This window comes from Pseudomonas sp. G11 (genome assembly GCF_029457515.1).
Classification (GTDB): Bacteria; Pseudomonadota; Gammaproteobacteria; order Pseudomonadales; family Pseudomonadaceae; genus Aquipseudomonas; species Aquipseudomonas gorinensis.
Map to the genome: position 1 here is coordinate 5,301,097 of NZ_CP120377.1, position 14,311 is coordinate 5,315,407.

The window sequence follows — 14,311 nt, forward strand, 5'->3', positions numbered from 1 at the left end:
ACCCTCAGCCGCAGCGTTCGATCAAGCGCTCACTCTCCCCCAGCCAATAGCCACGATCGGGTTGGATATGCAGGAAGATGCGTGACAGCAGGGTACCCTCGTCAAGGAATTCCGCCACCGACTCGTCGCGTGTCACTGTCCGCTTGAACCAGGTGTTGTACAGCTTCAGCAGGCTTACGTCATGGAGCAGGAAATCACTCACTGCAATGTCCGTGCGCCTCATCACCGCGCAACTGTCGAAGTTGTAAACCGGTCGATAACCCGGGTCGCATACCGAGGGCGAAATTGGCACCAGCTGATGCGGCGACCTGGCGACAAGCTCCTTGATCCCTCCCGGGTTGCCCCAGGCATGTGTCTCGACCGCGAGCCCGGTCGCCAGTGCCTCAGCGAGATCGGCGTTTCCCGGCAGTGAGGCGAACAGGCATTCGCTGTGCCAGTGCAGTCGCTCGTCGAGTCCCGTCGGGAACAACAGGGAGGTCGGGTCGCGCAGCAGGATGCTGTCCGCGTCGATCCAGGCCCCGCCATGGCGATGAACGTAAGCCATGCGGATGAAGTCGCTCCTGGCGACGATCGCCTCGATCCCCTTGTCCATGCTGAAGGTAAGCGGCTCGAAGCGCCAATCCTTGCCGAGGATAGAAGCATCTATGCAATGCTCCAGGCTGTCCGGGGTTAGCAGGGTGAAATGATCCCCCAGCGCACGCTGCATGGAGACCAGAGCCAAGGCGATCCACGGCGGCATGCACTGCCCCGCCGCCGTTTCCCAGTAGCTCACGTAGTTCACACGCACAACGGGGCCCTCTCTGCCGTCACGCCGCTACTGCCCAGCAGCCCGAGGTTCTCCAGGTAATGCCGCAGCAGCGTCAGCGAGGGTATGCATTCGGCCTGGCGCAGGAACTCGTTTCCCAGGGCCGCCTTGTACAGCCGCAACCAATTGGCCGCCGGCACCCGCGCCAGGAATGCCGGCAAGGCTTGGTAGTTGTCCGTCGAAAACAGTAGACGCAACGTGCGCAGGATCGGTTGGTAATCCGCGGCCCCAAGCAGTTTGGCCAATGTGTCGTCCAGCTGATGGCTGATTTCCACCATGTTCAGGCGCTCCTCGACGGTGGCATCCGCCAGGGCGACCCGCGGATCGATGGCAACCGGGTAGATCGCCTGGAACGAGCGGGCACCGGCTAGCAGGGACTCACGCAACACCTTGTCGGCAGTCGACCCCGTCACCAGTACATCGTCGCCGAAGATGACGTGCACACCGCTCCAGCGATAGAAGTTCTCCGCGGGTATCACATGGTCCTGGACAAGATTGACCCGCTCGCGTTCTTCAGCACTCAGGCTCGCGTAGTTCTCGCAAGGAGGGGCGATGCGCGGCAGCTTGACGTTGATCAGGGTGGGGAGGCCCATATGGGCGAGCTTGATGTTTATCTCCTCAACCACGATGTCGTAGAGCACGTTGGCCGTCGAAGGCACGTTGCGCCAGCCAGTGGTCATCAGCACCACATTGTCGTTGAGCTCCCGCGCGCTGGTGAACAGCCGTGCCCAGTGCGATGCCGGGTCATCCAGCTGCCGCTCCAGATAGTTGATCACCAGGCCGGCTAGAAAACGGATGTCCTTCTGGCTGCCGTACTTGGCACGGCTGTAGATGGATGTCAGCGCGGAGGCGCTTGCGCCATTGCTCATGTCGCGGAATCCGTTGGTGCAGTCGGGCGTCAGACAGTTCAGGGCATGACCACCGAGCACCGCGACATAGCTGTCCATATCGATCAGGTCTTGCGCAAGCAAGCCGCAAGCGAATGCGCGCAGACCTCCTTTTACGTCCTCCGCCTGCGGCCGGGCCACGGCCTCGCGAAAGCGCGCCAGCTGTTCGTCGACAGGCGCCTTGGCGAGTAGTTTCCAGTCAATCGATCGGGAGTTCACGGGACAATCCTTGTATCGGTGCCGGACGACAGGCTGAAGAAGTCTAGGGGCATGTCGATGCGTCGACGCCCTTCGAAGTAGCTGATCCGGTCCAGGCCCAGCGGTTGCAGTTCGTCGACCAAAGTGCGGATACCTGCCCCCGCGTCCAGCGGATCGTGGGCGTCTGAACCTATGGTGAAGGCCGCGCCGTGGGCGATCAGTTGGGGCAGCAGGGTGCGTGATGGATAGCTCCAGACACCCTGAACCTCACGAGTCGAACCGGGCAACAGGCTCGACTTGCGAATGCCCGAGGCATTCAGTTCGTAGGCCACACCATTGCGGGCGAACAGCGGCAGCAGCGGTTCCATCCGGCGCAGCACTACGTCTTCCGCCACGCCGCGCAGCAGCGTGTCGGCGTGCCCGACTGCGTCGAACAGCCCGCACTCCAGCAAGGCTTGCAGATGGGCGAAATAACGGTCGAGAAAGGCCGGGGCGGACAACCGGGCCAACTCCCAAACCTTAGCCATGGTCTCGCCCGGCAACTCGACGTAGTGGATCGAGCCGATGGCGAAATCCAGCTCGTACCGGGCCAGCATCTCGCGGTTGTAGGCATCCACACCCGGCATGTAGTCGAACTCCAGTCCGCGCAGGATCTTGATCTGCCCCTGGTGCTCCTGTCGTGCCCGCTCAATATCGGCGAAATAGCGCTCCAGTTCCGCCTCCAACAGGCGATTGTCGCTGTCCACCGGGAACGGCGCGTGGTCGGTGATGGTGAGGATCTTCACTCCGGCCGCGATTGACGCCCGCACCAACTCATCCACCGTACCGACGGCATGCTTGGAATAAAAGGTATGGCTGTGGGAGTCGATCATGCCGGCACCATTCGTTCTAACAGACCATCGTGATTAGCCAGTTCCTTGACCAGCCAGTAGGGGTTATTCGCCTTGCGCAGGATCTTGTGCACCAGTTCGAGGTCGTCGAGACGCGCCAGCAGGTCCCTCAGCGGTTGGCTGTAAAGGGCGCGGACCAGGGGCGTGTCGCGTACATGGCTGGCCAGTCGCTCCCAGCAAATCCGGTCAAAGTGGATATTGCCCAGGCGCTGGTGCTCGATGCCGTACAGATAGACGTCACCATTAGGTTTCACCGTCAGGTCGATGCCGTTGGCGTGGGGAGGCGGGTTGAGGCTGCCGAGGGTGAAGCGCTTGTTGACCCGGGCTTCGATCGCGTCGATGTAGCCATGCAGGTCCAGGTAACCTGGTGGCGTGTCGGCCGCCGGGTGGACAAGGTTCTTGTAGTCGATACCGAACCGTTCCTCGCCGACCACCAGCGTATCTTCCAGGGCGTTGCCCGGGACTATCTCGGCGTCGAGGCCCCAGCGCGCCAGTTCCTCCCGTAAGTAGTCGCGGGTGAACTCCCGATCAGTGTCGATCGAGCGGAACGAGAAGCTCAGCCCGGCCGGTCTGTTTCGTCGCAGGTAATCCAGACTGAAGCCATGAGCCCGCCATTTCACCTTGTCGATATGGTGGCTATCCGAGCTCAGGCGGATATTGCAGGTGTCGCCGCGGCTGACCACGATGCGATTGGTGGTGTCATAGAACTCCGCCATCTTCTCGTGGGGAAAGAAGCCGCTTGTGATGAACTCGAAACGCTTGCCGCCTTGGGAAAGCTCGAGAATCTCGTGGAAGACCCTGGCGTTGTTGAGGGGTTCGCCCTCTCCGCTGATGGAGATGCGCTTGACGTCGGGGGCGTTGATCAGCGCCGTCAGGTTCTCCCGGGCGAGGCTCGATAACTCCATGCTCATCCCCGTCTTGTGCTTGTCGGCGTACATGCAGAACGTGCAACCGATGCCGCAGATTTGGGTGATATCGATGTACAGCAGGTGGCCTTTCAGATCCATCTTTCTTGACTCGTTGCTAGCCTGTACAAGCGCACAGGCGTGGGTTGCACATGACCGGTAGGCACCGGTCACGTGGGGCATCAGTAAGGCTGCAATACCTGCAGTTGCGGGATCTGCACGGAGTCGCGATGGACCACTGTATGCAGTACCCGATCCTCTCGGACCGCAGCCATGTCCGGGTAATCGCTGTAGTGGTCGTTGCTGATCACATAGGTCTCGACATCGAACTCCGCGGCGACCAGCACCGGATGGTCGGCGGTGAGGGTGGGCGGCATAACCAGTACCCGGGCCTGCGGAAACATCGCTTGGAGTGCGTTGTCGCTCATATCGAGCTGGCGGCGGATGCCCGGATCAAAGACCAAGGTCACGCCATAAGTCGCAGCCAGGTGAGGCACAAGTGTCTTGAGCACCTCCAGACCGATGAAGCGCCGTTTTCCGCCCGCTTCGTTCAGGTAGCAAAGATTATTGCCATCTACCACCAAGTTGCGGATTTCGTTTTCTAGCAGGCGAATGGTGTCGCGCAGGCGCCGCTTGCGTTTTTCCTCTTCCCGTTCCAGTTTGCGCTGGTGGAATTGCCGGTCCTTCAACACTCTATCCGGACCGCGCTGCCCGGCACCAAAACGAGCTTCGCAATCGTCATGGACCATCTTTCTATCGAATGGGCTTTGCGCGTTGTCCAACTGGTTGATGAAGCACTGGGCATCGATGATGTCCCGCTCCGTCGCCCGCAACTGGTCATGAGTAGTTTTCCAATTGCGATACACCTCTCCGGCCACAGCCTCCCAGTGGGCGCTGGCCTTTCTGACTTCGTCGGCGACGCCCTGCAGGCGTTGCACGTCGTTGTCCAGTTGCGTGATGGTGGCCTTGGCCTGCAATGAATCGAAGCCCCGGTAACGCCGCGAATTGGCGCTCAGGCACAGCTCCTCCCGCTGGCTTTCGCCGAGGCCGGATACCAAGCCCTCTAGCCGACTCTTGAACTGCGACAGCCGCTCCTGCAGGGTGCTGACCTGGCGCTCAGCCACGCGCCGTTCACTGGAAAACCAGTGCAACGGCGACCAGCCCGCCTCGGCAACGCCCTTGGCGCTGTTCAGCTCAGCGCGGCTGGCCTTGATGCTCTGTTCCACCCTTGCAAGCTGCTCCCGCGCGGCGAGAGTTTCCCGTTGCAACTGAGCGAGCCTGCTATGGTTGCTCTCCTGGTCGAATCGCTCGAACCATTCGAGGTCGGCACGCAGATTCTGGATGTCTGCATTGATCTTTATGATTTCCCCTTTGAGGGATACCAGTCGCTTGGCGTGATGGTTGCTGTACACGGTTCTCGCTCCTACTCAATCCGTTGGTTCAGGTGGCGCTCTGCGCGGCGCGTTTGCCGGAGGCATGCACGGCTTTCGCCGCAAGGTTCAGCGCGACCACCGTGGCCGCGCCAGCGGCGAAGCAGATGACGTTGGTCAGGAGAAATTCGAGAGGGGAAATCACAGGGTTCATTGACTCACTCCTTGGTCGTCTAAAGTGAGCATCAGGCGCCCAGTCGTATCCCGCATTTGCCACAGAAGTTGGCGCCGACCGCGACTATCGCGTGGCAACCGGGACAGGTGGGTTTGAGCAACATCTTCTGGCGCATATGGCCGATCTGGATGACGCAGGGCACGGTGACCCGGTACGCCGGGCTTGCTAGGTCGAATGCCGTCCAGATCCCGGTGATGGCCCAGCCCACCGGGCCAGCCAGCACTGCTAGACCACGACCCAGGGTGCTCGAACCCGCCAGCACCACGCCACGCCCTACCAGGCTGCTCATGGTCGCGCTGGCGACCACCGCCGCCACGTTGTAGGAAGCCAACCCGGAACTACCGAGTGAAGCCAGCAAAGCCGCCAATGCCCCTGGCCCCATGCCGGGTCGGTACGCCAGTCCGCCCAGGGATTCGAACAGTGTTTTGCGGTCTTCCTCGCTCATCCGCGCCAGGGACTGGGCGAATACCTTGGTGATGATCGCCATTTCCATCTCGGCGCAGCTGGCGCTCGCCTTGTTCTTCGCGCCGACGTGCCCGGCCACATCAGCCAACAGCTCGCGGTACGGCACACCACTGCCACCGCGGAACAGGTTGACCAGTGAGTTGCCGCCAAAGCGGGTCAGCTCCTCGGCGAAAATAGCCCGGGTCGACTCGCCGACACCCTTGTCCTTGTCGGACATCAACTGACGACAGACTGAAGATGACAGGGAGATGCGGCCCTTGCCGTTGTCGGTGATCACATCTATCAACAGGCCCACGTCGTCGGCGCTGGCACTCATCAATACATCGGCAAGATCGGGGTCGTGAATGATCGGCATCCCGGCACTCCTTATTGTTCGCTAGAAGAAGGATCGTGTGGCGTGGTCTGGCTGACCCAGGCGCCCGCTATCGCGGCCAACCACTTGCGTGGGCCGGATTTTGAAATCTCGCGCAGCATCAGCGCATCGAGCTTGAGACATGCGCGTCTACGCCACTCATCGCGGGCATTGGCCCGGGCAACTTCCGGCGAGGCACCCACAATACTGGGGCGCCGATCCGGATGGACCTTGCATTCGCGCAAGACCTTTTCCACCGGATTAATCTCTTGAAGCCGCTCATCGGCCTCCAACTTGTGAGCTGCAACCAAGTAATCGCCACTGTTGCCGATCGCGCTGGCCAGCAGTGCCCAGTCCTGGGGCCGCATCAACAGAAAAGCAGGTGGTACCCCCAGAGCCTGGGCAAGACGCTCGATAGTGCTCAGGTCCGGGTTGGCATCGCTACCTTGCGCTGGTGATTTCAGGGCCCGCAGCGTGCTACGAGCGATGCCGGTTCGCTGCTGGATCTTCACTGCGGACAAGGGCCCGGGGCCGTCGGCATCGTGTTGCGTTTCCCGCTGCGCACCTGCGACAGCGAGAACGGAGGATAGGTTGCGGCTAAACCATTGGCCGAGCGAAACCTGAATGGGTTGAGGCGTGAGGATATTCATTGCCATCATCTCGCTATTAGATGGTGGCACTTTAGTAATATTTTTAGCGTAGCAACAGGCCTAACTGGAGCGCTGTCACTCCATTTTTAAGATATCCCGATGGTGACTGGAGCGTTGTCACTCCATTATTCTGTGCGTTGTCAGGGCGAAGACAACAACGGAGCTCTGTGAATCCAACGCTACGCTTTTCCCGAACGCCGGGCGTTTGCCTTTCTGAGCATTTCATCCAACTGCGCTATGAGTTCATTCGGGTCCAATTCGGTCCAGTTGCCACAATCCGCGGCCACAATCATTTCGGCGAACTCCGGGCTGTACTCAGGTACCCGGTCAGCGACCACGTCGTCGATGAAAGAAGTGAAAAACCAAGCGCCCTCCGCCTCTTCACCAACAAGCCGGCCTTCGACTTGCAAGGTGGCCAATTCCCCCAAGTAAGCACCATCGTTCAGGTGTGGGTGAACGCATAGGACAGCAGATTTGAGCGCCGACGAACTAATACCGCTTTTCGCCAACTCGACAATCATGAGTTGCAGCGAGGTCATCTCGGCCATTGGGGCCTCCGATTTAAGTTAGTGGGGGCGCAAGGGCGCAGGACGCCCCCTCGCCTCCTCCAGCAGGGTGACTTGTGAGATCGTTTCACCAAAGCAATGGTGGTCAGTCGTTCACCGGCAAGTCATACCCAATACTGAACAGAGCCTGTTCGATGCTGCGAAGTGTTTGTTGGGTTGTTTTACCGACTCGGAAAGGACTCTCAGCACAGAGAGGATGTTTTGCCACTTGGCTGAGCACGTAGCTGGCGTGCATGTTCCAACGTGCGTGATGCGACCCTGAGCGCAGGCGTTTGAACTGTAGACTTCCGATACTTGGGTTACGGCGTTTAGGTGCGAGAGCAGTGGTCGACCCTTTCGCCCCGGCCCAAGGGAAATTAAGCGCCGGCGGAACTTTCGTCAGGCATTTGACATTGCAGTATTTGACCACCAGCAATCCCAATGCAGCGGCTACCCGGCTGTCGTAGATGATGAAATCAGGGCAAAGCAACGAATAGATTTTGGTCATTCCCGAATTGAAGCGCAGCGATTGATTACGAAGAATCGGGGCGTCGGGATCATTGTCTACCAATGCTGTAGCGACATCCGAAATCATCTTTGCAAGGCCAGTCTTGTTGGCTTTCAACCATTCGTTGTTGCGGGAGGTGACACCTCCCCAGGCCATGACGTCGAGGGACGCCTGAAGGATCAACGCATCGCTGCTGCCAGCAGCGATCAAGTCTGCGCGCAGTGCGGACAGCGCCATTTCGTTGCTGGCAGCGCTAACCCCTGGGTTGAACGCGAGGCGGGTATTACCCGGATGATTCCAGCAATACGAGGTAAACGCGCCGTACAGGCTGTTACACGACCACCGTACTCCCGAGCGACGATCAACGTACTCATGCGTGATGAGCGTGTCCGAATCAAGATGACCCGCCAACCAGTCGATGAATTCGGGGACGTGATCAAGCTTAGCGTAGGGGTGTTTAGTGTTCATGAATGCTCCTGTGGGCTGGCATATTCAACGCCCAATTGCGTGCCAGCGGGGCTATGATGCAGTCCTACTAGACACTAGTTTGTCCGAGTTGAAAAATTATGCGAATTATTTCAGATGAAACTGAACACCGAGAAAAGCGGCGCAAATATTTGCGCAAGATTCTCCAACGTGCAGGCCGCGCTTTGTCGACCGAGGAGTTGCATCAAGAGATGCTCGAATGGGCGGACGGTACCGCCAATCCGAGGACAACTCGGCGTGACCTGTTTGAGTTGAAGGCGGAAGGGTTTGTAGAAAAAGTACCCGAAGAATCAGGACAGCGACGCAGAGCGCATCGCTGGAAATTGGGCAAGGGCAGTTTTGACTTGGCGCTTTCGCCGCAAGAATCGATGACCCTTAGCGCTATTTTCCAACATGCTGAACGCTTCGGTTTCTGGATGGACACGAAAGAGCTTACAAAGCTGCGCGAGTACGCGGCCTGGGAGCTGAAGTCTCGATCAGCCCGGCATTTAGTCGCCGAGGGTCGCATCATCACTGGCACGCGGTTCACGGTGCTGGAGCATGGGCAACATGACCATGAGCACCTCAAGCTCATACAAGGTGCAATGATCGACGATCATAGCCTGACCGTGCGTTATAGACCTCGAGATGCCAACGGCGTGGAGTGCTCCTACCTTCTGAAACCGCTCGCGCTCGCGTACCAGGACAGCAACATCTACCTGTCAGCATTTGTAGCAAAGGAGACCTGGCATGGAGAGGCGCCCGATCCTGGCTTGCCAAGAGGAAAGTACAGCAGCAACGGGATTGGTAAAACCTGTGCGCTGATGTTGCATCGGATGGTGGACGTGCGGGTGGCGAGGGATGCTATCCAAGAACCTGAAGGCTATGACGTTCGCTCCATCGAGGTTCAGCGAGACCTAATTTCTGTCCACGCGAACGAGACGATAGAGTTGGTGTTGCGGTTGAAGGAGAACCTTCACAATCGCCTTACGGAAAACGCGCTTGCGGCGAATCAACGGGTCGAAAGAGATGGCAACGGATGGTTGCTGCGTTGTGAATTGCTCGACACTCAGGGGCTTAGATTATTCCTGATGAGCAATGCCGCAGACGTCGAAGTCGTGTCGCCCGAGTACCTTCGCTGTCATGTCCGCGAGCAACTCGAAACAGCGCTATCGCAGTACACGTGCTGAAATCCACTGGAAAGGCTCCCGGCACCTGGGGCAGATTTTGTACATCCATCGCCCCACGCCGCCCTCCCCTCAAATGTGCAAAGAAATGAAATCCACAAAACAGCGCAGCGTGGGCGTGATAAAGCGATTCGGCGGCCACAGCACGCTAAAGTGAATTGTGCGGGTTACCTCCTGGGTAAGCACGGCCCGCAATTCTCCAGACTCAAGGGCCTCCTTGACGGAAAATTCCTGCAGGCAGGCAATGCCCGCTTCCATGGCGGCGTTGAAAAGCATGTCGATGTTGTTGCAGACCAGCATGGCCCGGCTCGGTGGTCGTCAATGAAATTGCCGGTGGTATCGATTTCAGGATGATACAGCGTTCGCTGTGCCACCATGGGGACAGCGAAGCTCGACTGATCGTGCACCTCCAACCGTCACAGGCTGCTCCCACCAGTCCCGCCTCAAGCCCCCACGACCGTCAGCCATGAAGGGTACACACGCATCCTGCATAGGCTTTAAGGCAAACCGTCACGCCGCTTCATTCACCACTTGATATCACTATGCCATTGAGGCAGCCTCTACCGAGGAGAAAGGGTTCAACTCAGGAGACGCGATGAACCAGGAACAGGCTCGAGCTTTGTTAGCGCAAGCTCAACAGCATCGACAACCCACCTACGAGCCCAGCATCTTTGCTCTTGGCGGAAGGGGCTATTACGAAAATCCTACGAGTGATTTGCTGGCATTCTTCCTCGATCCCACTCAGATACATGGCTTTGGCGATTGCTTCCTTCGAGTCTTGCTGAGTTGTATAGGCCAGGAACCATTGCCCTCTACTGCGCTTCGTTCTCCGCCCGAGCGAGAGGTAATGACCAGCAATGGCAACCGGATCGATCTACTCCTTCAGGGGAAGGAATGGATCTTGGTTCTGGAAAACAAGATATTCCATGGCCAAGTCAATCCGTTTGCCGATTATGAGCTCCACGCTAAAGCGCTTGCGTACGGAAGTTCTAGCCATCCTATTCTCGTCGTGCTGTCTCCATCAGGACGCAGCCCAGACGTTAACTGGATTGGCTTGAGCTACGTGTTATTTATCAATAAGTTACGTGAAGAACTATCTTGTTACTCCCTACTTGAGCCAATGGATAAATGGCGAGTACTGGTGGGAGAGTTCGTGTTGCACTTAGAAAATCTTACTATTGAGCAGGCTATGGACACGGACAGCGTTGGATTTATCTTTGATCACCTCCCCCAAATTAACGCCTTGAACAAGCTGCGCGATAAGGCCCTGGAAGCGTTGAACAGCAAGATCCTCGGCAATCTCCAAGCCGAAATCCCTGACTACGTACCTTATACGCGACGGCAAAACTGGGTTGATGGCCCGGTTCTGCGCTACGCCTGCAATGATTGGGAGAACTGGTCGGACGTTCTCCTCTACCTGGATTGCAGTCAATCAACGTTAAAACCCTTCATACGTGTTTATTTATGCGATGCCGACACAAACCTCATGGAGCAGGCACGCAAGCATTTCATACGCCCCAGCCGGCAACCATGGACCGAAGGCAAGTCTGTCATCGGATTCGAATGGCAACTGGAGACGTTCGATGAGCAGACGATTATCGAAGTGATCACTGAAAAGATGAAGCTGCTGATGCGATTTGAGAATGACGATCGCCGAGATGAAGACAAGTTAGCGTCATCAACCACGTAGGCAACTGACTGAGAACCAATAAACTCGCCCTATTGATTTTTGCACGCTCCCGCGTCTCATCGGAGCTGATTGAAAATCTATCCCCTTATCAATTTTCGGTATTCCATCATGGACGAAAGTGTCATCTGGCTGAACAGGCTACTCAAAGCATCCACGGATCGTCAGCTTGATAAAGATATGACAAAATTGGATTTTCAGGAACTGCTGCTTTATTGGCTCGCCGTTCACATGGTGGATTGGAACAACGACAAATGGCGTCACGAACGAGCGAATAGGTCTTGGGCGGCTGACCGCGATCTGGACGATCGCGCGCAAATGCTGATGGACTACTGTGACCGCGGTGACGAACTGTCGGCTCGACATAGCAGTATTCACGAACATCTATCGCATTTGATAACAGATGCGCTAATAGGACTACACCCAGATGAACACCTCGCGCTCTTCGATACCTTGTTCTATCGCATCATCGCCCAAGCCGGTGTCGACCGCAGACACGCAGAAATCAGCGCAGCCTTGGCCAGCGGCCTGGCCCATAACCAGGATTTGATCGAGCTGCAAGGGTACAGCGGTGAACCTTTTATCGTTCACTCACACCTGGAAAAAGTTCCTCGACCATACCGCTACACCTCGGCCCAAAATCGCCGCCAGGACCTAATGCGACTCAGGCTGGCGGTGCATCAGATTAACGCCCAGCTGCTCGGGTACGGCCTGGATGACTTCGAAAGTGAACACCTGACTCTACTTGATCTTTCCACAACTCAAGCGGCGCCACTCCAGGCAGTGCACCAGCACCTCCAGTCCGGTAAGTTGACAGGGCGTTTGCTGGTGCTGTTCAAACCCAGCGGCGGGTCAGAGCGTGAGACGCCAAACGAGCTCAAAGACATACTGCGGGATGACGATCTTCTGGAGGCCGTTTTTTCATTCACCAGCTACAACGTAAAAGGCAAACCTGCTCCGCTTCGCGCCTGGCTATTGAACAGCGACAAGCATCACGGCACGAAAACGCTATGCATCGATACGCGAAAACTGCTTGACCATTTCCCCGGTATCACAGCAGAACAACTTGCATGGTTTGCGTCCGCAACGTACCAACTCTGGGCCGCCCGCAAGAAATTTCGCATCGGTCAATTTCCTCACGCACGTCTAGGGTTGCTTCAAGGTCTTTTCAGCCAATACTTTCAAAGCGATTACCGAGACGTAGAAGGTTTCTGCGTCGTTCACGGCTCAAGATATGTGCTAAACACTCCCTGGAATCGACTGATCCCACCCGCCAGCTCAGTCGATGTGAAATTTTCTCTATTGGACAAGCACCGGGTTGTAGACGCACTGGAGCGGGTAGGCCAAGGGCCATTTTGCGCCTATATCATCGGCGACAACGGGGCAGGTAAAAGTTTATTGCTGACCGCCTTGGCTGCCCATCTGCAAAATAAGCAAACGGGCTGTGCCGTGATTGCCAGTGGAAGCACGGATCGCTTCCCCCTGACCGGCGACAAAAATACCTACCGCTACATGGGCGACAGAACGACGAAAGGCAGTTCCATACAAAATACCGAAAAAAAACTGCTCGCTTTCCTAAAAGAGACTTTTGCTCTCCACGACCGTATTCAGCTATTCGAAAAAGCATTGGAACTCCTGGGTCTGAAAGGCCGGGTCTACCTCGCCCCAATCGAGCTTTTCAACAAATTTCTAGTCCCCGACTATGTGATCGATCGTGTTATGCCTCTGGCGGAAGCGTTTCAGGCCTCCGCGCCAACTAACCACGACACGCTCGCCTTGTCCCGGCAAGGCAGTTCCCATTTGGTGAAATTCAACGAGCTGAGCTCCGGGGAACAACAAGTCTTGCTGTTGCTCGGAAAGATCATGGCGGGCGCCGGCCCTGGAAAGGTTCTACTCATCGACGAACCAGAAATCAGTCTGCACGTCCGATGGCAGCAATTGCTGCCGGCATGTTTCAGCCTGATTGCACGGGAAACGGAAACACGAATGGTCATCGCGACGCACTCGCCCACACTGATTGCCAATGCCCAGGACGACATCAGTGCTTGTTTCCTCGCCAAAAACCAGCAGCTTCACCCGGTTCCGCCTGAGCAGCGCCATTCAGTGGAGACCATACTACTGGAGGGATTCGAGACCTATACGCCACACAATCGCGAAATCGCCGAACGTTGTGCCGCCCTTGTCGCAAAAGCAATTAGAGCAATTAATCACAGCCAAGGTATCGACGCCAGCCAGCAACAAAATCTGGTGGATGAGCTAAATGACATGGAGGAGATCATGACGAACTCCGGCAATCGCGAAGACAAGCGATATGAGCAGGACCGGCAATTGATCATTCAAGCTCGTCAAGCGATTGCCGAGACATTTCGCTTCGCCCAAGAGGAGTTGCCTGAATGACGGGTAAAGCGGCCGAAGCCACAGACCTCAAACCTTCCCGAGCCGAAAAGCGCTTGAGCCTTCGACAGGACCGTCTGACCCTCCTGCGTGAATTGCGGATCGCGGCAAAAGGTGGCGATATCCATGTCTGGACTCGCCAGGGCGATACTAAAAATGCTCCGAGCAAGGATCTCAAGGCCCTGCTTCGTAAAAGCCTGAAGGCTCGCCAAGAGCCACGTTGCTGCTATTGCAAGCGTTGGCTATTAAACAATGCACATGCGAGCCCCATAGAACATATTCTGCCACGCAAGCACTATCCAGAATTTGCGCTCCGTGCGCGCAACCTCGCGATTGCCTGCAATGATTGCAATTCATTGAAATCCGACGCTGATTGGGGAAATTTCACTGGATCGCCTAAAGCTTACCCTTCCCCTGCGACCATGCATTTTTTTCATCCCCGCTACCATTTTTATGATGAACATATCCGCTACCTACGCATGGAAACAAATCGACAGGAATTCGTCACTTACCATGGACTCACCCCCCAAGGACAACACCTGTGTACAAAGCTGCTAAGCAGGGTAGTCGGTAAGCGTAACCTGAAAAAAAGTTATCCTCAGTTAGCCGGCTGGCTGCGTACGCTTGAGGAATTTGATACCGAGCCTCAATCAACGTCTCGCCCTGCCTTGCAAGCATTCCGTGATGCGATGGACAAGGCGATAGCCGAGCGCCTCGATGACGGCGACAACGTCAGTGCACTATGGATAGTGCCTGACGAATCTTAAT

Annotated in this window: 15 protein-coding genes; 4 read left to right on the forward strand and 11 right to left on the reverse strand. The window is 56.9% G+C overall.

Annotated features, from left to right (window positions below; all coding sequences use genetic code 11):
* Positions 1-4: 4 nt before the first annotated feature.
* The 10 genes from P2T68_RS24165 to P2T68_RS24210 all read right to left on the reverse strand — a co-directional run bounded on the left by P2T68_RS24165 (position 5) and on the right by P2T68_RS24210 (position 8,278).
* Positions 5-787: a glycosyltransferase gene (locus P2T68_RS24165; protein ID WP_212799535.1), complete on the reverse strand. Its 783-nt coding sequence runs from the start codon at positions 785-787 to the stop codon at positions 5-7.
* Entirely contained in the window at positions 778-1,911 is a 1,134-nt protein-coding gene (locus tag P2T68_RS24170) for a hypothetical protein (protein ID WP_212799534.1), read from the reverse strand. Before P2T68_RS24170 ends, P2T68_RS24165 begins: the two co-directional genes overlap by 10 nt.
* A complete protein-coding gene (locus P2T68_RS24175; protein WP_212799533.1) occupies positions 1,908-2,762 on the reverse strand; it encodes a histidinol-phosphatase in 855 nt (284 codons plus the stop codon). The genes P2T68_RS24170 and P2T68_RS24175 overlap by 4 nt, the downstream gene beginning before the upstream one ends.
* On the reverse strand, positions 2,759-3,787 hold the full coding sequence (locus P2T68_RS24180; RefSeq protein WP_212799532.1) for a radical SAM protein: 1,029 nt from the start codon (positions 3,785-3,787) through the stop codon (positions 2,759-2,761). The genes P2T68_RS24175 and P2T68_RS24180 overlap by 4 nt, the downstream gene beginning before the upstream one ends.
* A gap of 80 nt (positions 3,788-3,867) precedes the next feature.
* Positions 3,868-5,097 (reverse strand): hypothetical protein, encoded by a 1,230-nt coding sequence (locus P2T68_RS24185; RefSeq protein WP_212799531.1) that lies wholly within the window; start codon positions 5,095-5,097, stop codon positions 3,868-3,870.
* A gap of 28 nt (positions 5,098-5,125) precedes the next feature.
* Entirely contained in the window at positions 5,126-5,269 is a 144-nt protein-coding gene (locus P2T68_RS24190; RefSeq protein ID WP_164488184.1) for a hypothetical protein, read from the reverse strand.
* Between the two features lie 31 nt (positions 5,270-5,300).
* Entirely contained in the window at positions 5,301-6,110 is an 810-nt protein-coding gene (locus P2T68_RS24195; RefSeq protein ID WP_198799710.1) for a ubiquinol-cytochrome C chaperone family protein, read from the reverse strand.
* A gap of 11 nt (positions 6,111-6,121) precedes the next feature.
* Entirely contained in the window at positions 6,122-6,757 is a 636-nt protein-coding gene (locus P2T68_RS24200) for a helix-turn-helix transcriptional regulator (RefSeq protein ID WP_277378413.1), read from the reverse strand.
* Positions 6,758-6,936: 179 nt separating this feature from the next.
* Positions 6,937-7,305: a hypothetical protein gene (locus P2T68_RS24205; RefSeq protein ID WP_212799530.1), complete on the reverse strand. Its 369-nt coding sequence runs from the start codon at positions 7,303-7,305 to the stop codon at positions 6,937-6,939.
* Between the two features lie 103 nt (positions 7,306-7,408).
* On the reverse strand, positions 7,409-8,278 hold the full coding sequence (locus P2T68_RS24210) for a hypothetical protein (protein ID WP_212799529.1): 870 nt from the start codon (positions 8,276-8,278) through the stop codon (positions 7,409-7,411).
* A 98-nt stretch (positions 8,279-8,376) separates the two neighbouring features.
* On the opposite strand from P2T68_RS24210, the gene P2T68_RS24215 reads away from it, so the two are divergent.
* Positions 8,377-9,465, forward strand: a complete 1,089-nt coding sequence (locus P2T68_RS24215) for a WYL domain-containing protein (protein ID WP_212799528.1) — start codon at positions 8,377-8,379, stop codon at positions 9,463-9,465.
* A 69-nt stretch (positions 9,466-9,534) separates the two neighbouring features.
* On the opposite strand, the gene P2T68_RS24220 is transcribed toward P2T68_RS24215, so the two are convergent.
* A complete protein-coding gene (locus P2T68_RS24220; protein WP_249410707.1) occupies positions 9,535-9,762 on the reverse strand; it encodes a LysR substrate-binding domain-containing protein in 228 nt (75 codons plus the stop codon).
* 295 nt (positions 9,763-10,057) lie between these two features.
* On the opposite strand from P2T68_RS24220, the gene P2T68_RS24225 reads away from it, so the two are divergent.
* From P2T68_RS24225 to P2T68_RS24235, 3 genes are all read left to right on the forward strand, one after another.
* Positions 10,058-11,152: a PD-(D/E)XK nuclease family protein gene (locus P2T68_RS24225; RefSeq protein ID WP_126587308.1), complete on the forward strand. Its 1,095-nt coding sequence runs from the start codon at positions 10,058-10,060 to the stop codon at positions 11,150-11,152.
* A gap of 108 nt (positions 11,153-11,260) precedes the next feature.
* Positions 11,261-13,546, forward strand: coding sequence for an AAA family ATPase (locus P2T68_RS24230; protein ID WP_126587309.1), 2,286 nt, complete (start codon positions 11,261-11,263; stop codon positions 13,544-13,546).
* Positions 13,543-14,310, forward strand: coding sequence for a hypothetical protein (locus P2T68_RS24235; protein ID WP_277378414.1), 768 nt, complete (start codon positions 13,543-13,545; stop codon positions 14,308-14,310). The genes P2T68_RS24230 and P2T68_RS24235 overlap by 4 nt, the downstream gene beginning before the upstream one ends.
* Position 14,311: the final 1 nt, after the last annotated feature.